Source organism: Pseudomonas sp. S1_E05 (assembly GCF_056337105.1).
Genome location: NZ_JBFRHM010000001.1, coordinates 1,095,142 through 1,115,199, shown reverse-complemented (window position 1 = coordinate 1,115,199; position 20,058 = coordinate 1,095,142). Strand labels below are relative to the sequence as shown.

At 63.9% G+C, this 20,058-nt stretch carries 17 protein-coding genes and 1 pseudogene; 13 read left to right on the top strand and 5 right to left on the bottom strand.

The genetic code is table 11. The features are described from left to right. Nucleotides 1-122 precede the first annotated feature (122 nt). The 13 genes and pseudogenes from AB4N33_RS05210 to AB4N33_RS05150 all read left to right on the top strand — a co-directional run bounded on the left by AB4N33_RS05210 (nt 123) and on the right by AB4N33_RS05150 (nt 15,513). The gene (locus AB4N33_RS05210) at nt 123-1,178 is read left to right on the top strand and encodes an ABC transporter substrate-binding protein (RefSeq protein ID WP_460123911.1); all 1,056 of its coding nucleotides are present in this window, start codon (nt 123-125) and stop codon (nt 1,176-1,178) included. A 73-nt stretch (nt 1,179-1,251) separates the two neighbouring features. Further along, complete coding sequence (locus AB4N33_RS05205; protein WP_460123908.1) at nt 1,252-2,298, top strand: ABC transporter substrate-binding protein; 1,047 nt, start codon at nt 1,252-1,254, stop codon at nt 2,296-2,298. Continuing rightward, nucleotides 2,298-3,092: an ABC transporter permease gene (locus tag AB4N33_RS05200; protein ID WP_460141538.1), complete on the top strand. Its 795-nt coding sequence runs from the start codon at nt 2,298-2,300 to the stop codon at nt 3,090-3,092. Before AB4N33_RS05205 ends, AB4N33_RS05200 begins: the two co-directional genes overlap by 1 nt. 9 nt (nt 3,093-3,101) lie before the next feature. Beyond that, nucleotides 3,102-3,872: an ABC transporter permease gene (locus tag AB4N33_RS05195; RefSeq protein ID WP_476456618.1), complete on the top strand. Its 771-nt coding sequence runs from the start codon at nt 3,102-3,104 to the stop codon at nt 3,870-3,872. Nucleotides 3,873-3,885: 13 nt separating this feature from the next. Beyond that, nucleotides 3,886-4,704, top strand: coding sequence for an ABC transporter ATP-binding protein (locus tag AB4N33_RS05190; protein WP_476456617.1), 819 nt, complete (start codon nt 3,886-3,888; stop codon nt 4,702-4,704). 203 nt (nt 4,705-4,907) lie between these two features. Then, nucleotides 4,908-5,999, top strand: a complete 1,092-nt coding sequence (locus AB4N33_RS05185; RefSeq protein ID WP_460123897.1) for a sigma-54 interaction domain-containing protein — start codon at nt 4,908-4,910, stop codon at nt 5,997-5,999. Between the two features lie 189 nt (nt 6,000-6,188). Further along, nucleotides 6,189-6,994 (top strand): annotated as a pseudogene (locus AB4N33_RS05180) (energy transducer TonB). A gap of 47 nt (nt 6,995-7,041) precedes the next feature. Beyond that, a complete protein-coding gene (locus AB4N33_RS05175; RefSeq protein WP_460123891.1) occupies nt 7,042-7,767 on the top strand; it encodes a MotA/TolQ/ExbB proton channel family protein in 726 nt (241 codons plus the stop codon). A gap of 1 nt (nt 7,768) precedes the next feature. Next, complete coding sequence (locus AB4N33_RS05170; protein WP_460141534.1) at nt 7,769-8,170, top strand: ExbD/TolR family protein; 402 nt, start codon at nt 7,769-7,771, stop codon at nt 8,168-8,170. Between the two features lie 753 nt (nt 8,171-8,923). Next, nucleotides 8,924-11,191 carry a TonB-dependent receptor family protein gene (locus AB4N33_RS05165; RefSeq protein WP_476456616.1) on the top strand — a complete coding sequence of 756 codons (2,268 nt, stop codon included), beginning with the start codon at nt 8,924-8,926 and terminating at the stop codon, nt 11,189-11,191. A gap of 54 nt (nt 11,192-11,245) precedes the next feature. Further along, nucleotides 11,246-12,838 carry a GMC family oxidoreductase gene (locus AB4N33_RS05160; RefSeq protein WP_476456615.1) on the top strand — a complete coding sequence of 531 codons (1,593 nt, stop codon included), beginning with the start codon at nt 11,246-11,248 and terminating at the stop codon, nt 12,836-12,838. 10 nt (nt 12,839-12,848) lie between these two features. Next, nucleotides 12,849-14,258 carry an aldehyde dehydrogenase family protein gene (locus AB4N33_RS05155; protein ID WP_476456614.1) on the top strand — a complete coding sequence of 470 codons (1,410 nt, stop codon included), beginning with the start codon at nt 12,849-12,851 and terminating at the stop codon, nt 14,256-14,258. Between the two features lie 40 nt (nt 14,259-14,298). Next, entirely contained in the window at nt 14,299-15,513 is a 1,215-nt protein-coding gene (locus AB4N33_RS05150; RefSeq protein ID WP_460141530.1) for an MFS transporter, read from the top strand. Nucleotides 15,514-15,619: 106 nt separating this feature from the next. On the opposite strand, the gene AB4N33_RS05145 is transcribed toward AB4N33_RS05150, so the two are convergent. Genes AB4N33_RS05145 through AB4N33_RS05125 form a run of 5 tightly spaced genes read right to left on the bottom strand, consistent with a single transcriptional unit; the run spans nt 15,620 to nt 20,023 of the window. Beyond that, entirely contained in the window at nt 15,620-16,375 is a 756-nt protein-coding gene (locus tag AB4N33_RS05145) for an ABC transporter permease (RefSeq protein WP_476456613.1), read from the bottom strand. Beyond that, complete coding sequence (locus AB4N33_RS05140; protein ID WP_476456612.1) at nt 16,375-17,574, bottom strand: ABC transporter substrate-binding protein; 1,200 nt, start codon at nt 17,572-17,574, stop codon at nt 16,375-16,377. The genes AB4N33_RS05145 and AB4N33_RS05140 overlap by 1 nt, the downstream gene beginning before the upstream one ends. Continuing rightward, nucleotides 17,540-18,379 carry an ABC transporter ATP-binding protein gene (locus tag AB4N33_RS05135; protein WP_460141528.1) on the bottom strand — a complete coding sequence of 280 codons (840 nt, stop codon included), beginning with the start codon at nt 18,377-18,379 and terminating at the stop codon, nt 17,540-17,542. Before AB4N33_RS05135 ends, AB4N33_RS05140 begins: the two co-directional genes overlap by 35 nt. Further along, nucleotides 18,376-19,446 carry an acyl-CoA dehydrogenase family protein gene (locus tag AB4N33_RS05130; protein WP_476456611.1) on the bottom strand — a complete coding sequence of 357 codons (1,071 nt, stop codon included), beginning with the start codon at nt 19,444-19,446 and terminating at the stop codon, nt 18,376-18,378. Before AB4N33_RS05130 ends, AB4N33_RS05135 begins: the two co-directional genes overlap by 4 nt. Nucleotides 19,447-19,465: 19 nt before the next feature. Next, nucleotides 19,466-20,023 (bottom strand): carboxymuconolactone decarboxylase family protein, encoded by a 558-nt coding sequence (locus tag AB4N33_RS05125; RefSeq protein WP_460123872.1) that lies wholly within the window; start codon nt 20,021-20,023, stop codon nt 19,466-19,468. Between the last annotated feature and the right edge of the window lie 35 nt (nt 20,024-20,058).

The following is a 20,058-nucleotide window of genomic DNA, read 5'->3' as shown; positions in this document are numbered from 1 at the left end:
AGTCCCGCAAACCGCGGCTTTGCGCAACGTTCCAGGGCGTGGCATGGCCGTTGCAAAAGCCCTTGGCAACCGGTGATCAACCGCATCCGTGAAGACCTGCCGCAACCAATGGAGTAAGCACCATGTCGCAACCCCTCGATACACTCTGGTACACCCGCTGCCCGGTGCCAACCGGCCTGGGCATCGCCGTGCAAAAGGGCTGGCTGGAAGAAGCCCTTGAACAGCAAGGCACACGCATCCAGTCGCTGCGCGAGTCCAGCGAGCAAGCCGTGCGCGAATCGCACTTCGATCACACCCTGCAGAACTCGGTTCGCCACGGTGGCAACATCCCTGCCATCTGGGCCAAGGCCAGCGGCCGCGACACCCGAGTGATCGGCTTGTCCTGGGCTGACGAAGTCCAGTTGATCCTGACTCTGCCCGGCAGCGACATCAAGACGGTCAAGGACCTCAAGGGTCGCAAGTTCGGCCTGCCGCACTGGGTCAATGCGCAAATCGACTTCACCCGTGCGCAAGCCCTGCGCGGCCTGGAAAACGCCCTGAAGCTCGAAGGCCTGCAGGTCAAGGATGTTGAGTTGGTGGATTACATCCATGGCGGTACGTTCAGTGATGAGGCCACCCAGGTGGTCAATGGCGTAGCCAACTTTGGCGGGCGCCGCAACAGTGGGCAGAACGCCGAGCTGGTGGGCCTGTTGCGCGGTGAAGTCGACGCGATTTTCCTCAAGGGCGCACACGCCGCCCAACTGGCCCATCAGTTCGGCCTGCACACGGTGATCGACACCGGCTCGCACCCGGAACCGCTGATCCGTTCGAACAACGGCACCCCACGCACCCTCAGCGTCGACAGCCACCTGCTGGACCAGCATTACGACACCGCAGTGGCGATCCTTTCGTCGGTGGTGCGTGCCGAAGAGTGGGCCTGGACTCACCCGCAGGACACCCGGCGTTTCCTCGCCCACGAAACCAACAGCAGCGAATTCTGGGTCACCGCCGCCTATGGCGCGGACGCGCACCAGCGCCTGCGCACCAACCTTGATGAGCGTTCGATCAACGGCGTGCAGGACTTCACCGACTTCCTGCACCGCTGGAACTTCATTCCCGCGACCTTCTCGGTGGCCGACTGGATCGACCCGCGTCCACAGGAAACCCTGCGCAGCCTGGTCGCCACCCGTACCGGCTGAGCCGTTGTCCCGGGCGGGGGCGATGCTCCCCGCCCGTTTCGATTCTCCGCGCCCCCCCGTCTGGATTGCCTGCATGACAAAACCTCTCGATACACTCTGGTACACCCATAGCCCGGTCCCCACCGGGTTGGGTATTGCGGTCGAATCCGGCCGTCTTGCCGAAGCCTTTCGCCCCTACGGCACCAATATCCAGGGCTTGCGCGAGTCCTCCGACCGGGAAGTGCGCGAGGCGCATTTCGACCATCACCTGGACAATTCGGTACGCCACGGCGGCAATACCCCGGCGATCTGGGCCAAGGCCAGCGGCAAGAACACCCGTGTGCTCGGCCTGTCCTGGAGCGACGAAGTACAACTGATCCTCACCACCTCGGAAACCGGGATCAAGACCACCCGCGACCTGCGCAACCGCCGCTTCGGCATTCCCAAATGGGCCAACGTGCAAATCGACTTCGGCCGCGCCCAGGCCTTGCGCGCCCTGGAAAACGCCCTGCAACTGGAAGGCCTTACCCTCGCCGACGTCGAACTGGTGGACTATCCCTACGGCGGCACCCACAGTGACGAGCGCATCCAGCATGTGTTCGGCGCACAGATCGGCACGAAGAACCGGCGCCGCAACAACGAACTGATCGGGCTGTTGCGTGGCGACATCGACGCGGTCTTCGCCAAGGGCGCCCATGGCGTGCAACTGGCCGATGAGTTCGGCCTGCATGTGGTGGTCGATACCGGCTCTCACCCGGACCCGATGATTCGCAGCAACATCGGCACTCCGCGCACCCTCACCGTGGACCAGCACATGCTCGACGAGCATTTCGACGCCGCCGCGCTGATCGTCGAAACCGTGCTGCGCGCCGAACAGTGGGCCTGGAGTCACGCCGACGAAACCCGCCGCTTCCTCGCCCGGGAACTGAACACCAGCGAATACTTCGTCGCCGCCGCCTACGGCGAAGACGCCCACCGCCGACTGGTTACGCGCCTGGAGGAAAGATCGCTACTGGCCTTGCAGGACCTGACCCACTTCCTGCATCGACATCACTTCATCGACCACGCCTTCGATGTCCGCGACTGGGTCGATCCCCGTCCGCTGGAATCGGTGCTGGGCAAAACCAGGTTGGCAATCTGATGAACAGCCTGATCACTGCAACGCCGCCCCTGCTCCTTCGCCGGCCCTGGCTCAACCGCCTGAGCTGGTTCGTTTCACCGCTGCTGGTGTTGCTCGCCTGGACGCTGGTGGCCCAGTCGGGCCGTTATTCCGAGCAACTGTTGGTGCCGCCGGCTGTGGTCTGGGACACCTTCAAGGACTTGCTGCACAGCGGCGAGCTTGCCGAGCACATCCGTTTCAGCCTGTCGCGCCTGGGCTTGGGTTTCGCCTTGGGAGCCGGTGCAGGCTTGTTGTTCGGCATCGCCCTGGCTTTGTCGAAGACGGTCGAAATTTATTGCTCGCCGCTGTTTCATACCGTGCGCCAGATCCCCTCCATCGCCCTGATCCCCATGTTCATCCTGGCCTTCGGCGTGGAAGAGACCTTCAAGATCCTGATCGTCACCAAAGCCGTGTTCTTCCCGGTGGCACTGGCCACCAGCGAAGGGATCAAGGCAATCCCGCGCAATTACTTCGAGGTCGGGCGCATCTACCGCCTGCCGCTGCGCCACCTGATCGTCGACATCGCCTTCCCGGCGGCCGCACCGCCCATCCTGACCGGCATCCGCATCGGCCTGAGCCGGGCGTGGATGGTGCTGGTCGCCGCCGAGTTGCTGGCGGCCGACAGCGGCCTGGGGCAGATGATCGAGATGGCGCGACAGATGATGCGCATCGACATCGTGATGGTCGGTGTGGTCGTCATCGGGCTCATCGGCTTCACCCTCGACTACGGCTTTCGCCTGCTGGAAAAACGCCTGTTCCGTTGGAAGACCCGTTAGGAGATTGCCATGCCTGCCTTGATTCACCTGTTCCATCTTGGCCGTGGCCTGTTGCTGCCGCTGCTGCTGGTCGGCCTATGGGAATTGGCCTCGCGCCAGGGCGCCGCCCAGGCCTATGCGTTCGTGCCACTGGCCACCATCGGCCAAGGCCTGATGGAGCTGATCGACAGCGGCGCGTTGCTGATCAGCACGCTGGCCAGCCTGCAGCGTACCTGCATCGGCCTGTTGCTGGGGGTCACCCTGGGCGTTGCCGTGGGGGCGTCGATGGCCCTGTCGAGGGTGGTCGAGCGCGTGCTTGGGCCCCTGTACCACATCATGCGCCAGGTGCCGATCCTCGGACTGATCCCGCTGATCGCCCTGTGGTTCGGCAGTGGCGAGGGGGCGAAGGTGCTGATCGTCAGCCTCGCGGCGTTTTACCCGATGACGCTCAATACCTACGAAGGCTTCAGCCACATCGAACCGCGCTACCGCGAAGTCGGCCGGATCTTCGAGTTCGGGCCGTTGCAGCAACTGACGCACGTGCTATTGCCCAGCGCCCTGCCAGCCATCGCCAACGGCATCCTGCATGCCCTGGCGTTCGCCTGGGTGAGTTCGGTGGGCGTCGAGTTGTTTCTTTCCACCGGCAACGGCCTGGGCAACCTGATGATGAACGCCGAGGCCGGCTCACGCATGGAGGTCGTGGTGATCGGCGTGCTGTGCATTGGTCTGCTCGGCTACGCCATGAACCAATTGTTTTCGCGCCTGAGCCAGCACATGCTGCGCTGGCGCGACACTCGTTGAGGCTTAAGCAATCATGAACGCATTACTCAAGCAAAACTGGCTGGGGCAGACCGCGCATGTGCCGGGCTCCCTGGACATTCGCGGCCTGGGCAAGCAGTACGCCATCGAGGGCAAGCCCCTGACGGTGCTCCAGGACATCAACCTGTCCGTCAAGCCCGGCGAATTCGTCAGCATCGTCGGCGCCAGCGGCTGCGGGAAGTCCTCCCTGCTGCGCCTGATCGTCGGCCTGGAAGCGCAGTACAGCGGCGACATCCTGCTCGACGGCCAGCGCATCGATTCCACCAGCCTGGAACGCGGCATCGTGTTCCAGGACCACCGCCTGTTCCCGTGGAAAACCGTCGAGCAGAACATCGCCGTGGCGCTGAAGAACCATCCCCTGCCGAACCGGGAAAAGCAGCGCCTGGTAGCCGAACACATCCAGCTGGTCAATTTGCAGGGCTTTGAAAACGCCTACCCGCATCAGTTGTCCGGCGGCATGGCCCAGCGTGCGGCGATTGCCCGGGCGCTGATCAACACGCCGAAAATCCTCCTGCTCGACGAGCCCTTCGGCGCCCTCGATGCGCTGACCCGCGTGCACCTGCAACGCGAGCTGCAACGCATCTGGGTGCAGCAACGCAGCACCATGATCATGGTGACCCACGACGTCGAGGAAGCGCTGTACCTGGGCGACCGCGTGATCGTCATGGACGCGCGTCCCGGGCGTATCAAGCACGAAATCCAGGTCGACCTGCCCCACCCCCGCGAACGCCATTGCCCACGCTTGCACAAGCTCAAGGACGAGTTGCTGACGGAGCTGGTGGGCAGCGATCACGTCGAGGCGTTACCGGTGTAGTCGTCACCACACGCATGGCTGGCAGAGCGTATTCGAGAGCGGGTTTGAGCCGCTACGGCGGCACTCGCCCCGGGTTTTGTGGACCCTTTCCGCTCGATTTTTCGTATTCCAAATACACATAAGCAAAGACGAATTAAGAATTTTTTTATCTATATGAATATCGTGCATGATCCTCAGGCGGTCTCAGCTACAGGAATAGCACCATGGCACTGATTACACATCCCAACGCCCGCGAGTTGACCAAATCGGTGCGGGCCACCGTACTGGTGTTCAAGGACCCACGCTCGCTGGAACTGCTCAATCGCATCGAGCGCCTGGCACCCAGTGACGCCAATGCGCTGATCATGGGTGAAACCGGCACCGGCAAAGAGTTGGTGGCGCGGCACATTCACAACTTGAGCCATCGGCGTAACGAGCCCTTTGTCGCCGTCAACTGCGGCGCGTTCGCCGAGACCCTGGTGGAAAGCGAATTGTTCGGCCACGAGAAAGGCGCCTTCACCGGCGCCACCACCAGCAAGGCCGGTTGGTTCGAAGCGGCCAAGGGCGGTACGTTGTTTCTCGATGAGATCGGCGACTTGCCGTTGAACATGCAGGTCAAGTTGCTGCGCGTGTTGCAGGAGCGCGAAGTGGTGCGCCTGGGTTCGCGTACGCCGATCCCGATCAACGTGCGCCTGGTGTCTGCGACCAACGTCAACCTGGCCGATGCGGTGGTGGCCGGCAACTTTCGCGAAGATCTATTCTACCGGCTGCACGTGGCGACGATCCGCTTGCCGGCACTGCGCGAGCGGCCGGGCGACATCCTGCCGCTCGCGGAATTTTTCCTCGAGGAACATTGCCAGCGCCTGGGCTACAACCGCGCCACCCTGAGCCCGGAATGCGAACGCAAGCTGCTCGACCACAGTTGGCCGGGCAACATCCGCGAGCTGGAGAACTCCATCCATCACGCCTTGCTGGTGTGCCTGAACAAGCGCGTGCAACCCGAAGATCTGCACCTGGTGGACATGCGCAACCACGGCGCCCGCCCGCCTGGCTCGTCATTGGCTTCGGGGCCTTCCCAGTCGCCGGCGAGCCTGGAAGAAGCGTTGGCCAAACTGTTCGAACAGAACCTGCCCAACCTTTACGAGCAGATCGAAGAGACGGTATTTCGCGAGGCTTATCGGTTCTGCCATGGCAACCAGTTGCAGACCGGGCGGATCCTGGGCATCAGCCGCAACATCGTCCGCGCCCGGCTGGAAAAGATCGGCGTACTCGCGCAATCACCACGCAGCGCCAGCCTGCTCGCCGCCAAACATTGAACACCCGCCTGCTGCTACAGCAGCAGGCGGGCAGCAACGCTGCTGCCTCAATCGCAGCGAACCTCCGAGTGATGAACACCACCGAGGCCCCCTGCCCCAACGCCCACGCCACTTGGCCGCGTTTGGAGTGGCTGGGCACAGTAATTGCTCTTTTGCTTTCAACAGCTTTTTTCTTAACTGGAGTCAGTAATGGGCAACGTCCAAACCACTGCCGCGATGCCGGAGGCGCTTTGGCGCCAGGCCCCGGTCGGCGAGCTGGTCGACCTCGGCCGGGCGCCTCGGGTGCCGCTGCATCAACTGCGTTTGCAACGTGCGCCCAAGGGCGTGCTGAGCCGTCGCGAAGGCTTGCTGCTGGGTACGCTCGCCCTGCTGGCGCACGGCGCGGTGATCTACTGGATCAGCCAGCAGCCGACGACGGTCCTGCCTGTGGTGCCGCCGCAAATCCCGCCGATGACCATCGAATTTTCACAACCGGCTCCCCCGGTTGTCGAACAGCCACCACCGCCACCACCCCCACCACCGCCGGTGGTCGAACCGCCGCCTCCGGTGGTCGACGAGCTGGCCGCGAAACCCGCGCCCAAGCCCATTCCCAAACCCAAACCGGTGGTCAAGCCCGCGCCCAAGCCTGCGCCAAAAGCCGTCGAGCAACCCCCGGCACCACCGCAGCCGCCAACGCCAGTGGCCGCCCCGCCGGCCCCACCGGCACCGGCCCCGGTGACGCCGGCTTCAGCCAACGCCGCGTACTTGAAGAACCCCGCGCCGGAGTACCCATCGCTGGCCCAGCGTCGGGGTTGGGAAGGTACCGTCCTGCTGCGCGTGCAGGTACTGCCGAGCGGCAAGCCGGGGAGATCCAGATCCAGAAAAGCAGCGGTCGCCAGCCACTCGACGACGCGGCGTTGAACGCTGTCAAGCGCTGGAGTTTCGTGCCGGCCAAACAGGGCGATGTCGCCCAGGTCGGCTGGGTCAGCGTGCCCATCGATTTCAAAATCAATTAACGATTTGAGGGGCGTGCGCATCGCGCTCCACACAGAGGGAAACCATCATGACACTCCTAGCCTCTCCACTTGAATCCATCGAAAGTGCCGTCATCTGGCTGCTGGTGGTTTTTTCCGTCGCGACCTGGGGCCTGGCCCTGCTCAAGGGCGTGCAGTTCGGTCGTCTGAAAGCCCAGGACCGGCGCTTTCACAAACAGTTCTGGGCCGCACCGACCCTGGACTCGGCCGCCGCCCTGGCCGAGACCCAGCCCGGCGCCGCGGCGCGGGTGGCCCAGGCCGGTTATGCGGCGATCCAGGTTGGCGAAGCACCGCACGCGGCTGACCTGAGCCAGGCAATCAATCATCAGGACCGCCTTGAGCGCGCCCTGCGCCAGCAGATCGTGCGCGAACGCCGCTCGCTGGAAACCGGCCTGGCGGTGGTGGCGAGCATCGGCAGTACGTCGCCGTTCATTGGTTTGTTCGGCACCGTGTGGGGCATCATGGAAGCCCTCAAGGGCATCAGCGCCGCCGGCTCCGCCAGCCTGGAAACCGTGGCCGGGCCCATCGGCGCGGCACTGGTCGCGACCGGCGTCGGTATTGCCGTCGCCGTGCCGGCGGTGCTGGTCTACAACTACTTCTTGCGTCGCCTGAAGCTGACCGCCGCGGACCTCGACGATTTCGCCCACGACTTCTACAGCCTGGCGCAGAAGAGCGCGTTCCGCGTGCTCGTGAACCCGGGCACGCGCAAAGTGGCAGTGCCAGGCAACACGCACAAAGTGCAGGAGGCGTCCTGATATGGCCTTCTCCACCCAAGACAGCGATGAGGTGCTGAGCGAGATCAACGTCACGCCGCTGGTGGACGTGATGCTGGTGCTGCTGGTCGTGTTCATCGTCACCGCGCCACTTCTGACCAACGCCATCCCGATCAACCTGCCCAAGACCGAAGCCGTGGCACCGGTCGAACAAAAGGACCCGCTGGTGGTAAGCATCGACGCCGCCGGCAAGCTGTTCATCAACAAGGACGAGATCCAGCCCGACCTGCTGGAATTCAACCTGCAGGCCGCCAAGGCCAAGGACCCGGAGGTGCGCGTGCAACTGCAAGCCGATGATGGGGTGAATTACGGCGAAGTGGCACGAGCGATGGCCTCGATCGAACGGGCCGGCATCACCAAGCTCTCAGTGATTACCGCGCGCTAAGCCACATGCTTTTTTCCAGGCCGTCCCCTGCATGGAGACGGCTTTTTTTTGCTCTGATACCACCCCCTGTAGGAGCGAGCTTGCTCGCGTTGGTCGCTAACGATAACGCGGCAAACCTGACACCCCGCGGTGTCTGGGCCTCCATCGCGAGCATGCTCGCTCCTACAGTAGGCATCGGCCCTCGCAACATGTGTGAACACCCCAAAACCCTGTAGGAGCGAGCTTGCTCGCGATGGTCGTCAACGATGACACGGCAAGCCTGACACCCCGCGTTGACTGGGCCTCCATCGCGAGCATGCTCGCTCCTACAATAGACATCGGCCTGTCGCAACATGTGTGAACACCCCAAAACCCTGTAGGAGCGAGCTTGCTCGCGATGGTCGTCAACGATGACACGGCAAGCCTGACACCCCGCTTTGACTGGGCCTCCATCGCGAGCATGCTCGCTCCTACAGTAGGCATCGGCCTGTCGCAGCATGTGTGAACACCCCAAAACCCTGTAGGAGCGAGCTTGCTCGCGATGGTCGTCAACGATGACACGTGAAGCCAGACACCCCGCGGCTTCTGGACATCCCACGCGAACAAGTGTTCGTGCCATGCTGCTCCAGCAGCACCCCGTCCGCAACACCTGCTCGACGCCCAGCACCCTGCCCATAAAAACAAACTTATCTATCTGTTTTTATTGATATTTTTCTGATGGCACATCGCTTGCTATGTCCCCTTCCAAAGCTTTCAAACCGGGGAAATAGACGTATGCAATATCTCAGTGGATTCAAACGCACGGGCCTGGCCATTTCGGTGTCCGGGACCTTGTTCATGTCGGCGTATACCGCCGCGCAAACCCTCGACACCGTGGTCGTGCAGGGCCAGAGCGAAACCAGCGACACCTTCGTCGGCGATGCGGTCAAGGAGAAAGCACCAGAGTCGAGGGCGACGCTGAGCAAAAGCCAGCTGGAGAAATTCGTCGGCCTGGACAGCGCCGTCACGGGCGCACTCAAGTACCTGCCGGGCGTGCACTCAAGCGGTGGCGATTCCAGCGGCATAACCGAAGGCTCGTTGAACATCCGCGGGTTTTCGCAGGACCAGTTGGGCTTCACTCGCGATGGCATCCCGCTCAACGACCCGCAGTTCCTTACGCCACACGCCGACTTCCTGGGCGATCCGGAAAACTACGAGTCGGTGTCGGTACTCTACGGCTCTGCCTCGATAAACGCCCCGACCCTGACCGCCAGCGGCGGCAGTGTCGAGATCAAATCCGTTGCCCCGACCAAGGAAGCCGGTGTGCTGTACAAGCAGAACGTGGGCAGCAACAACCTGTATCGCTCGTTCGTGCGGGTCAACACCGGCGAGTACGAAGGTTTTTCCGCCTGGCTGTCGGCGTCGCGTACCACGGGCGACCTGTGGGACGACTCGGACGGTGAACTGTCGTCCAATCGCTTCGAGGGCAACCTGCAATACAAGTGGGGCGACGGCAACCAGATCAATGCGCTGTTCTCCAGCTTCCTGATGCGCACCAACAGCTACCTGTCGCCGACACTGGCGCAGTACCGGGCCAACGATTACGACCATGGCTACCCCCGTAACGTCTACCCCACCGAGGGTGGCACCAATGGCGTGGCCGACATCACCATTCCCGGCACCAGCGCCGCCAACTCGCGGGCCGATTTCAAGATCCAGACCTACGGACTCAACGGCCTGTTCAACCTGTCCGATAACGTGCAGTTGAAGGTCAACCCGTATTACGTGCGCGTCACCGACGGTACGGCGTCCATCGCTACGGCTGCGGTGAACGAGCGCACCCTGGACACCGACGTCAACCATGACGGCGACGCCCTCGATCCGGTGGTGCCAGCGTCCCTGCAACTGTTCCCGACCCAGTACCGCGTCGGTTCGAGCAACAGTCTGGACCTGACCCTGGCCGACAACAATGTGTTGCAACTGGGGCTGTGGACCGACTACACCCACGCGCGCAACCAGTTCATCTTCACGCCGATCAAGAACAACGGCAAACCGGCCAGCATCGACGGCAGCGACCCGATCCGCGACAGTCGCGGCAACGTCGTCTACAACACTAACCAGGCGAACCAGATCACCACGCAGAAGCTTTGGGTGCAGGACATCTGGAACATCAACAGCGCGCTGGTCCTGACCACTGGCCTCGCCTGGCAGCACACCGAACTCAAGGGCGCCGACCGCCTCAGCGGCTACAAGAACACCGCGGACTACAACCGCTTCCTGCCCAGCCTGAGCCTGAGCTACCAGCTCGATGCGCAGAACCAGCTCTACTACAACACCACCTCGAACATGCGCGTGCCGGCCATTGCCTCGGTCTACGGACGGATCAACAGCGATGAAAAACAGAAGCCCGAGCTGACCTGGAACCAGGAGATCGGCTGGCGCTACAGCACCGACACGACGCTGATCAGCGCAGCAGTGTTCTACGACAAGTTCAAGGACCGCCAGGCCGCCTATTCGCCAGTGACCGGCGTGACCGAGTACTTCAATGCCGGCAACGTCACCACCAAGGGCCTGGAGCTCGCTATCAACGGCAAGCTGCCGGCCAACTTCAACTACTTCGGCTCCTTCACCTGGCTCAGTTCCACCCAGGACTCGGACTACAGCGCCGGCGGCCTCACCGCCGACACCCAGGGCAACCAACTGTTCGACGCGCCCCATCGCCTGGTCAGCGCCGGTATCGGTTATGACAACGAAGCGTTCTACGCCAACTTCCTCGGCCGCTACACCGGCAGCTTCTACGGCGACCTGGCGAACACCCAGAAAATTGGTGGCTACACCATTTTCGACGTGAACCTGGGCTACCGCTTCAAGGATCTGGTCAGTGGCCTCAAGGAAACCACTATCAGCCTCAACGCCAACAACATCTTCGACAAGCAGTACCTGTCCGGCGTGAAGTCCGGAACCATCAATGCCGACCCGGGCAACCCCAACTTCTTCGGTGCGCCGCAGTACTACAAAGGCCAGCCGCGTTCGCTGGTCGCCTCGCTGAGTGTCGGTTTCTAGGCCGCCCCCTTGATCATTGAAAGGGACGGTCCGCGACCATCCCGAGGAGCACATATGAGTCACCCACACTACGACTACATCATCGTCGGCGGTGGCAGCGCCGGCAGCGTCATCGCCAATCGCCTGTCCGCGCGGGCCGACAAGCGCGTGCTGTTGATCGAGGCCGGCGCCGACACACCGGAACACGGCACGCCCACCGAAATCCTCGACGGCCTGCAACCCTGGCTGCCGCGCCTGGCGGGCGAGCGCTTCTTCTGGCCGGGCCTGACCATTCTGCGCGCCAGCGAACACCCGGATATCCCGCGCGAGGCACAATGGTATGAACAGGGGCGCATCCTCGGCGGCGGTTCGAGCGTCAACATGATGGTCGCCAATCGCGGCCTGCCCCGCGACTACGACGAGTGGGCCGCGCGAGGCGCCGACGGCTGGGACTGGCAAGGGGTGCTGCCGTACTTTCGCAAGCTGGAGCGTGACCTCGACTTCGGCCAAAGCGACCCAGAGCAGCACGGACATGACGGCCCGCTGCCGATTGCCCGCGTCGACTCGCGGCGCTGGGGCCCTTTTACCCGCGCATCTGCACACGCCTTGCAGTCAGTGGGCCTGAACAACATCGTCGATCAGAACGGCCGGTTCGAAGACGGCTACTTCGCTCCCACCGTGGCCATCGAGCACGATCAACGGGTGTCGAGCGCCCGGGCTTATCTCGGCAGCGCGGTGCGCGCCCGCAGCAACCTGAACCTGTGGACCGACACCCCGGCCCGCCAACTGATCCTGCACGGCAACCGGGTGACCGGCGTGCAGGTGCTGCGCGACGGCCAGTTGCTCGACGTGCCAGGCACCGAAGTCATCCTCACGGCCGGTGCGCTGCAAACACCGGCGTTGCTGTTGCATGCCGGGATCGGTCCGGCAGCGCCATTGCGCGATCTCGGTATCGAAGTGGTCGCCGACCGCCCGGGGGTCGGGCAAAACCTGTGGGATCACAGCTCGATCGGCCTTACCGCCACCCTGCACGATCCACTGGCGCCCATCGATGAACCGGGCGCCGCGCACCTGTTGGCCGCACGTGTATCGTCCGGGGTCGATGCCCGCGTACCCGCTGACTTGTACCTGGGCATCGCCCCGAATGCCGCGCTCGGCACCGTCGGTGCGGTGCTGTGGGTGAACAAACCGAGCTCCACCGGCCATCTGCGCTTGCGCAGCAGCGACCCGACGCAATACCCGGCAGTGGAATTCAACCTGCTGTCTGACCGGCGTGACCTGGATCGCCTGCGCGAAGGCTTGCGCGTGCTCGCCCAGGTATTCGCCGACCCGGCGGTGACGGCTTTCAGTGGCCCACCGCGCCTCTGCCGGTTCGCCCAGGCTGCGACCGACGGGCCGTTACTGTCTGAACTGCTGGCCAACGACGCCGCCCTTGAACGCTACCTGCGCACCCATGTCGGTGGGGTCTGGCATGCCAGCGGCACCTGCCGGATCGGCCGAGCCGACGACCCGCTGGCGGTGGTCGATGCACAAGGCCGGGTGTATGGCGTGCACGGCCTGCGCGTGGCCGACGCCTCGGTGATGCCAAGCATTCCCACCGCCAATACCAACCTGCCCACCGTGATGATCGCCGAGAAAATCGCCGACGCCATTCTGGCCGACGCTTGAGGACTGACCCATGACCCACTATGCCCTGTTGATCGATGGACAATTGCACACCGGCGAGCAGCTCGATGAGGTATTCGACCCCGCCACCGAACAACGGGTCGGCCACGCCGCACGCGCCAGCGCAGCCCAGGTTGAGGTTGCCGTGGAGGCAGCACAACGGGCGTTTGCCGGGTGGGCCGCCGACTCGCAGGCTCGCCGTCAGGCGCTGGCCCTGGCAGCCGGGGTGCTGCGTGAAAACAGCCAGCAGATCGCCGAGCTGATCAGCCGCGAACAAGGCCGGCCGCTGCGCTTCACCCTCGGCGAAGTGGCCGGTGCGGCGGCCACCTTCGATCACTACGCCAACTTTGAAGCCCCCGGCACTCAGGTACTACGCGATGACGACCAACGCCTGGTGCGCCTTGAACGTCGCCCCCTGGGTGTAGTGGCGGCCATCACGCCCTGGAACGTGCCAATCATCCTGTTGGTGCTCAAGCTCGCCCCGGCCCTGCACGCCGGCAACACCGTGGTGGCCAAGCCGTCGGAGCACACACCGTTGTCCACGCTGCTGCTGGGCCAATTGCTCAAGGACGTATTCCCCGCCGGCGTGCTGAACATCGTTGCCGGTGACGGCGCGGTCGGTGAGCGCTTGAGCCGGCATCCCAAGGTTCGCCACATCACCTTCACCGGCAGCGTTGCGACCGGCAAGCACCTGTACGCCAGCGCCGCCGATGACCTCAAGCGTCTGACCCTGGAACTGGGCGGCAATGATGCGGCCCTGGTACTGGCCGATGCCGACATCCCGGCCATTGCCGAGCCGCTGTTCTGGGGCGCGTTCTGGAACAGCGGGCAGGTATGCTTTGCAATCAAGCGCCTGTACGTGCACCGCAGCCTGTTCGAGCCGCTGATCGCCGCGCTGGTCGAGCGCGCGGAGAACACCCGACTTGGCAGCGGCCTGGACCCCGACACTGAACTCGGCCCCTTGACCAATCGCCAGCAACTGGAACGCGTCAAGGCCTTGGTAGCCGACGCCCGCGCGCACGGCGCGGTGATTCACAGCGGCGGCAGCCAGCCGGATCGCCCCGGGCACTTCTTTGCCCCGACCATCGTCAGCGGTGTCGGGGCCGGTGTGGCGCTGGTCGATGAAGAACAGTTCGGCCCGGTGCTGCCGGTGATTGCCTTCGACGATGTCGAGGAAGCCATCGCCCTGGCGAATGCCAGCCCGTTTGGCCTCGGTGCCTCAGTCTGGACCCGGGACGAATCCCTGGGCGCCGCCATCGCCCGGCGCCTCGACGTCGGGCTCGCCTGGGTCAACCTGCATCTGGATATACACCCCGGCGCACCGAAGGGCGGCTACAAGTGGAGCGGCCTGGGCTACGAAGGCGGGTTGCGCGGCTATGACGCCTTCAGCGACCTGCAAGTGATCAATATTGCCCGGCGCTGAGCCCGGCCACTGCCCTTTATCCATTGTTGAAGGAGTTCCCATGCGTGCCGGAAGCTGGCCCTCGATTATCCTCACCCTCGCCTTCGCCGTGATCATTGCGGCGTGCCACGGCAAGACCATCCTGTTGATCGCCGACATCGCCAAGGCGTACTCGGTCAGCCCCTCCCACGCCAGTTGGGTGGTCTCGGCGGTGGCCATCGTCGCCGCCCTCGCCTCGCCCATCGTCAATTGGGGCGTGGCGCGCGTGGGGGAACGCCGCGCGATCATCGCCGGACTGCTGCTCGCCGCCGCGTGCAGCTACGCCGCCAGCCGTAGCGAAGACTTTTCGCTGTTGCTGGCGCTGCGCGTGATCGAGGGCGCCGGCTACATCAGTGTGGTACTGGCGGCGCTGGCGCTGCTGATCCACACCACGGCGGGCAAGCGTCGCACCAGCGCCCTGGCGTTCTGGTCGGTGGCCTCGCCGCTGGGCGGTGCCATCGCGATCTTTGCCGTGTCGCCGTACATCGGTGGCGATCAGCAACAATGGCGCATCGCGTTCAGCGGACACGCCGTGGTGCTGCTCCTGCTGTTACTGGCCACGCCGCTGTTGCCGTCGATCAACCTGGCCAACCGCGCCGAGCGCAAACCGCTGGCCCAGGTGTTCCGGATCTACGCCGACCCGTCGGTATTGCGCCTGGCGCTCGCCGTCGGCGCGCCCCTGACCGTGGCGCTGGGCTTGATCACCATCACCCCGACCTACCTGATCAGCGTGCTGAACGTGGCACCGGCAACCATCGGGGTGATTTCCACGGTGGGCATCCTGTCGAGCGTGGTGGCCGGGTTGTTCGCCGGCTTCATTCTCAACCTGCGCCTGATTGGCCCCTTGAGCGTGATCGCCAGCGCCGTGATCGGGGTTACCCTAGAGGTGCTGGTGTTCGTGCCGGGCGTCAGCGCCGAATGGGCGATTGCCGCAAAAGTGGTGCAGGGTTTCTTCACCAGTTTCGTGGTGGCCTGGGTGTTCACAAGCATTCCGAAAATGAGCCGCAACGGCGATGTGATGGGCGCCGGCGGGATTGCCGAACAGGCGCTGTACCTGTCGATGTTCCTCGGCCCGGTGCTGCTCTACCCGCTGTTCACCCTGCCTTCGCGCCTGCCGTTTTTTTTGGCGTTGATCGTGGCGAATTTGTTGCCGCTGTTTTTGTTGCCATTGGGACTCAAGCGCGGCGACAGCGCTCCTTCGGCCAGGCAATCCATCGCCAGCAAGGACTTTGCCTGAAACCCGGCAAGTGCCCTTGACGAAAAAAAACCGCAGCACCCTCACTGCGGTTTTTCATGGCCTTGCATCAACCGACGCCGACCGCGGCACCTGCCATGGCATTGGACTAGCCCGGTGACCAGCGCCGATGGAGGCTGCGCGCCACCGCATCGAGGGCAAATCCCAGCATGCCGATCAGCAGGACCGTCGCCATCAGTTCCGAGTAAGCCAGGCGGTCACGGGTATCCAGTATGAAGTACCCCAGGCCCGCACTGACACCGAGCATTTCGCACGGCACCAGCACGATCCACAGAATGCCGATGGCCAGGCGCACCCCGGTCAGTACATGGCCAAGCACGCCGGGCAGGATCACCTTGCGCAGGGTTTCCCAGCGCGTCGCACTGAGGCTGCGGCTCAGTTGCAGCCAGCGCGGGTCGAGCTGACGCACCCCCGCAGCGGTGTTGAGCAGGATCGGCCAGACGGCGGCGAAGGTCAGCAGGAAGTAGATCGGCTGGTCCCCCACGCCCATCAACATCACCACCACCGGCATCCACGACAGCGGCGAGATCATCCGCAGGAACTGGAAGGCCGGGGTGGTCGCCGCCTCGAGGTGTCGGTAGCTGCCGATCATCAGGCCCAGCGGCACACCGATCAGCAACGCCAGCAACATCCCGACCAGAATACGCTTGAGGCTGACCAGCACGTGCTCGTACAACTCACCCCGCCCCAACAACTCCACCAAGCTGGCCAGTGTCGCCTCGGGAGCGAATCGTGCCGCCAGGCCATCAGCGCTACCGAACAGGCGCACGCACAGCCACCACAGGAGCAGCAGGCACAACAGCCCCGCTGCCCCCAACAACCAGGATGAAAAATGCCTGGCCATCAGACGCCAAACTCTTCGCTGCGCTCGAAACTGTCCGCCAGGCCGAACGCCTTCAAACCACCGACGGCGGCAATGGCGTTGCGCACAAAGCGGTCGTCCACCAGGTCGCGGGCAGTGGTCTGCGGATCAAGGCTGGCGAGAAAGCCTTTGTCGCCTTCGATCAACGTGTCCTTGAGGCGCCTGACCAGTTCTTCGGTGTAACTGGGAAACGGATACGGCTGGAAGTCGATGCGCTGCTCATCCCAATGGCTGTGCTGGATTGCCCCACTGGCCAGGTACTGCTCGCGATCACCGGCTGCGGGCGCCAGCACCCGCTGCAACACTGGCTGGGCGTGCGGCGTGTAGCGATTGTCGCCGTCCCTGGACAACAGCTTGGCCGCCGCTTCGCGATTGTCGCGGGTCCACAACTGCGCCTTGACGATGGCGTTGACCACCTTCTGCGACCACTCGGGACGGTTGTTCAGGTCCTGTTCGTGCATGAACACCACGCAGCAGGCGTGGTTGCGCCAGATATCGCCGGTAAAACGTTGCACCCGGCCCACCTTGAGGTCTTCGGCCAGGGCGTTGAACGGCTCGGCGACGATGTAGCCGGCGATGCGTTGGCTGGCCAGCGCCGGCGGCATGTCCGAGGGTGGCAGCACCAGCAGGTTGACCTCGTTCGGCGCCAGCACGGCACTCGCCGGCTTGCTCACTGGCACCAGCCCATGATCACGAAACAGTTGCTGCACCACCACGTTATGGATCGAGTACCAGAACGGAATCGCCACCGATTGCCCGCCCAGTTGCTTGACCTCGGTGATACCCGGCGCCACGGTCAGGCCCGAGCCGCCCACATGGTTCCAGGCCACGACCTTGGCCGGTACCTTGCTGCCATAACGCGCCCACACGGTCATCGGCGACAGCAGGTGAATCACGTTGACCTGACCGGATATGAACGCCTCGATCACTTGCGCCCAACTGCGCAACAGCACCGGGCGCTCGGCTTGAATACCCTCGGCTTCGAACAAGCCATTGTTGTGGGCAACGAGCAGTGGCGTGGCGTCGGTGATCGGCAGGTAACCGATGCGCACCGGCGCGTTCGGATCAGACGCGGCGCGCGCTTGCAGGCTGTTGAGCAAGGGCAGCGCGCCGCCAGCGGTCAGCAGGGCGCTGAGTTTGAGGAAGTCACGACGTGTGTGAGTGAAGTCGTCCAGGCACATGTTCAATCTCCGGTTCGGGCAAGGGTTGGGAATGTGGGTTGCGGCTCGCCCGCCGAAGGGTTTTGAGAATGTCTATTCGCAGTGCGCCCAGTTCCTCGACCAGCTCGGCACGCGGCTGAGGCAGGTCGATGCGCCATTGCCCGAGGGTCCGCGCCGGGCTGTTACCCAGTAGCAGAATCCGCTCGGAGAGCAGCAGGGCTTCGTCAATGTCGTGGGTGATCAGCACGGCAGCGGTGTTGTGCTCGGCAATGACTTGAAGCAGCAGTTGTTGCATGTCGGCGCGGGTCACTTCATCCAGCGCACCGAACGGCTCATCCAGCAGCAACACCTGTGGCTGGCGCGCCAGGCAGCGCGCAATCGCGGTGCGCTGGGCCATGCCACCGGACAGTTGCGCCGGGTAGTGGTGCCGGGCGTGTTGCAGGCCGACGGCAGTGATCGCGTGATCGATTCGCGCCTTGCGTTCCGCCAGGCTCAGGTGCGGCTGGCGGGCGAAGTCGAGGCCGAACGCGACGTTCTTTTCCAGGCTTAGCCAAGGCAACAGGCTGGGGTCCTGGAACGCTACCGCCACCCGTGGATGAGGGCCTTCGAGCGGTTCGCCATGCAGGCTCACGCGACCGCGATGGGCCGCTTGCAGACCGGCCAGCACCCGCAGCAGGCTGGACTTGCCGACACCGCTGGGGCCGAGGATGGACACCACTTCCCCCGCCTGCAGTTGCAGGTCGAAATCCTCCAGCACCGCCTGCCAGCCCTGCGCACGGACATAACCGAGGCTGATGCCCTCGGCCTGCAGCACCAAAGCGCTCATGCCGCCGCGTCCGCTGCATGGCGCTGCAATTCGGCGTGCAGTTGCACCAGGCTCGGCGTGACGATCGGCACGAACGCCGACTCGCGCCAACGCCTGGCGAAACCACTGCCGTACTCGCTGAGATAGGCCTTGCCGCCACTGGCCTGCAACTCGAGCTGCACCGCCTGCGCCGCCGATTCGGCCAAGGCAATGCGCAGGCGAAACAAGGCCGCTGGCCGGGTGAGAAAAAGACCGTCGAGCAGACCCGCTTTCAATTCACCGACGGTGTGCTCCAGTCGCTCGCGTTGTTGCAACAAGGGCTCCAGCAGTATCGAACGAGCCCCTTGCAAATGCGCCTCGACTTCTTGCAATGCGCGGCGCGCCAGCCCAATCGCCATCGCACATTGCAACCCGAGAAACGCCGGGCGCACCGCCGGCAGGAACACCCGCGCGTCGTCATGCAGCAACCAGTTGCGATCCACCTCGACCCGTTGAAAATCCAGTGCTGCGGTGTTGCTCGACTGCAAGCCCATCAACTGCAAATCGTCGGAGCGCCGTACGCCAGTCAGGGCATCCGGTATCGCCAGGATAAAAGGTGCACCCCCGGCTTCGTCGTCGATGGCTGCCGCTACCACGAAACCGCTTTTGCGCAGGTTGGTCACCCAGTGCAGGCGACCGTTGAGGGTCCAGCCCTGGTCCTGGGCGGTGGCGCGCACTTGCAGGGTTTCGATGCCGGAGAGGAATTTCATGGCGTTCGACAAGCCAGTGGCGCCAGCCAGCTCGCCGGCCAGCAGCGACGGCAACAAACGCTCACGCAGCTGCGTATTGGGACTTTGCAGCAGGTATTCGATAAAGGCTCGTTGGCCCCAGAAGACGAATGCCGCTGCAAGGGAATGGCTGGCCACCTCAGCCACCACCTCCACGGCATCGGCGATGTCACCACCACTGCCGCCCAGTGCCGGATTGATGCCGACCCGCAGGATGTCGGCAGTGGCCAGTTGCGCCAACACCTGCTGTGGATCGCCCTCGCCCACGTCCAATGCCTGGGCGTGCGCGTCCAGCCATTGACTCAGTGCCGGGTTGAGCATGTGGTTTCCTCCTGTTCGATCATTGTCCTGACTGCCAGCGATAGCGCGCCAGCTCCGGGTTGAGTGGCGTGCCGGCGAAGACGTTGGCAAAGTTGCACAGGGTCGCCAGGCTCACGCCGAGGATTACCTCCAGCGCGTTGCCCTCGCTGTAACCGGCAGCCTTGAACGTGGCGTAGGTCGCCTCGCTGACGTTGCCACGCGTGGCAATCACTTCACGGGCGAAGGCAGCCAGGGCTTCGAGTTTTTCCTGCGGCAAGGTGGCTTGTTCACGCAAGGCGCTGACCACTTCGTCCGGTAGCTTTGCCTTGTTCACGGCGACGGCAGTGTGCCCGGCCACGCAAAAATCACAGCCGTGGGTGGTGGCGGCGACCAATTGCACCACCTCGCGCTCGGGCAGGCTCAGTTCGGCTTTGCCATTGAGCGCCGATACCGTAACGTAGGTTTCGAGCGCGGCCGGCGCATTGGCCAGCACCGCCAACAGATTCGGGACGAACCCGGAGGCCTTCTGTGCGTTTTCAAGGAACGGCCGAGCCGCTTCGGGTGCGCTTTGCAGCGTATGTAGGGTGACGCGCGACATGGAGTGGACTCCTGCTGTGGGGTGTCCTGCAAGTC

Coding starts and splice junctions, on each gene's coding strand:
- AB4N33_RS05160 (WP_476456615.1), top strand. CDS start 11,246: ATGAGTCACCCACACTACGACTACATCATCGTCGGCGGTGGCAGCGCC.
- AB4N33_RS05150 (WP_460141530.1), top strand. CDS start 14,299: ATGCGTGCCGGAAGCTGGCCCTCGATTATCCTCACCCTCGCCTTCGCC.
- AB4N33_RS05185 (WP_460123897.1), top strand. CDS start 4,908: ATGGCACTGATTACACATCCCAACGCCCGCGAGTTGACCAAATCGGTG.
- AB4N33_RS05175 (WP_460123891.1), top strand. CDS start 7,042: ATGACACTCCTAGCCTCTCCACTTGAATCCATCGAAAGTGCCGTCATC.
- AB4N33_RS05190 (WP_476456617.1), top strand. CDS start 3,886: ATGAACGCATTACTCAAGCAAAACTGGCTGGGGCAGACCGCGCATGTG.
- AB4N33_RS05135 (WP_460141528.1), bottom strand. CDS start 18,379: ATGAGCGCTTTGGTGCTGCAGGCCGAGGGCATCAGCCTCGGTTATGTC.
- AB4N33_RS05210 (WP_460123911.1), top strand. CDS start 123: ATGTCGCAACCCCTCGATACACTCTGGTACACCCGCTGCCCGGTGCCA.
- AB4N33_RS05195 (WP_476456618.1), top strand. CDS start 3,102: ATGCCTGCCTTGATTCACCTGTTCCATCTTGGCCGTGGCCTGTTGCTG.
- AB4N33_RS05165 (WP_476456616.1), top strand. CDS start 8,924: ATGCAATATCTCAGTGGATTCAAACGCACGGGCCTGGCCATTTCGGTG.
- AB4N33_RS05125 (WP_460123872.1), bottom strand. CDS start 20,023: ATGTCGCGCGTCACCCTACATACGCTGCAAAGCGCACCCGAAGCGGCT.
- AB4N33_RS05205 (WP_460123908.1), top strand. CDS start 1,252: ATGACAAAACCTCTCGATACACTCTGGTACACCCATAGCCCGGTCCCC.
- AB4N33_RS05145 (WP_476456613.1), bottom strand. CDS start 16,375: ATGGCCAGGCATTTTTCATCCTGGTTGTTGGGGGCAGCGGGGCTGTTG.
- AB4N33_RS05170 (WP_460141534.1), top strand. CDS start 7,769: ATGGCCTTCTCCACCCAAGACAGCGATGAGGTGCTGAGCGAGATCAAC.
- AB4N33_RS05130 (WP_476456611.1), bottom strand. CDS start 19,446: ATGCTCAACCCGGCACTGAGTCAATGGCTGGACGCGCACGCCCAGGCA.
- AB4N33_RS05200 (WP_460141538.1), top strand. CDS start 2,298: ATGAACAGCCTGATCACTGCAACGCCGCCCCTGCTCCTTCGCCGGCCC.
- AB4N33_RS05140 (WP_476456612.1), bottom strand. CDS start 17,574: ATGTGCCTGGACGACTTCACTCACACACGTCGTGACTTCCTCAAACTC.
- AB4N33_RS05155 (WP_476456614.1), top strand. CDS start 12,849: ATGACCCACTATGCCCTGTTGATCGATGGACAATTGCACACCGGCGAG.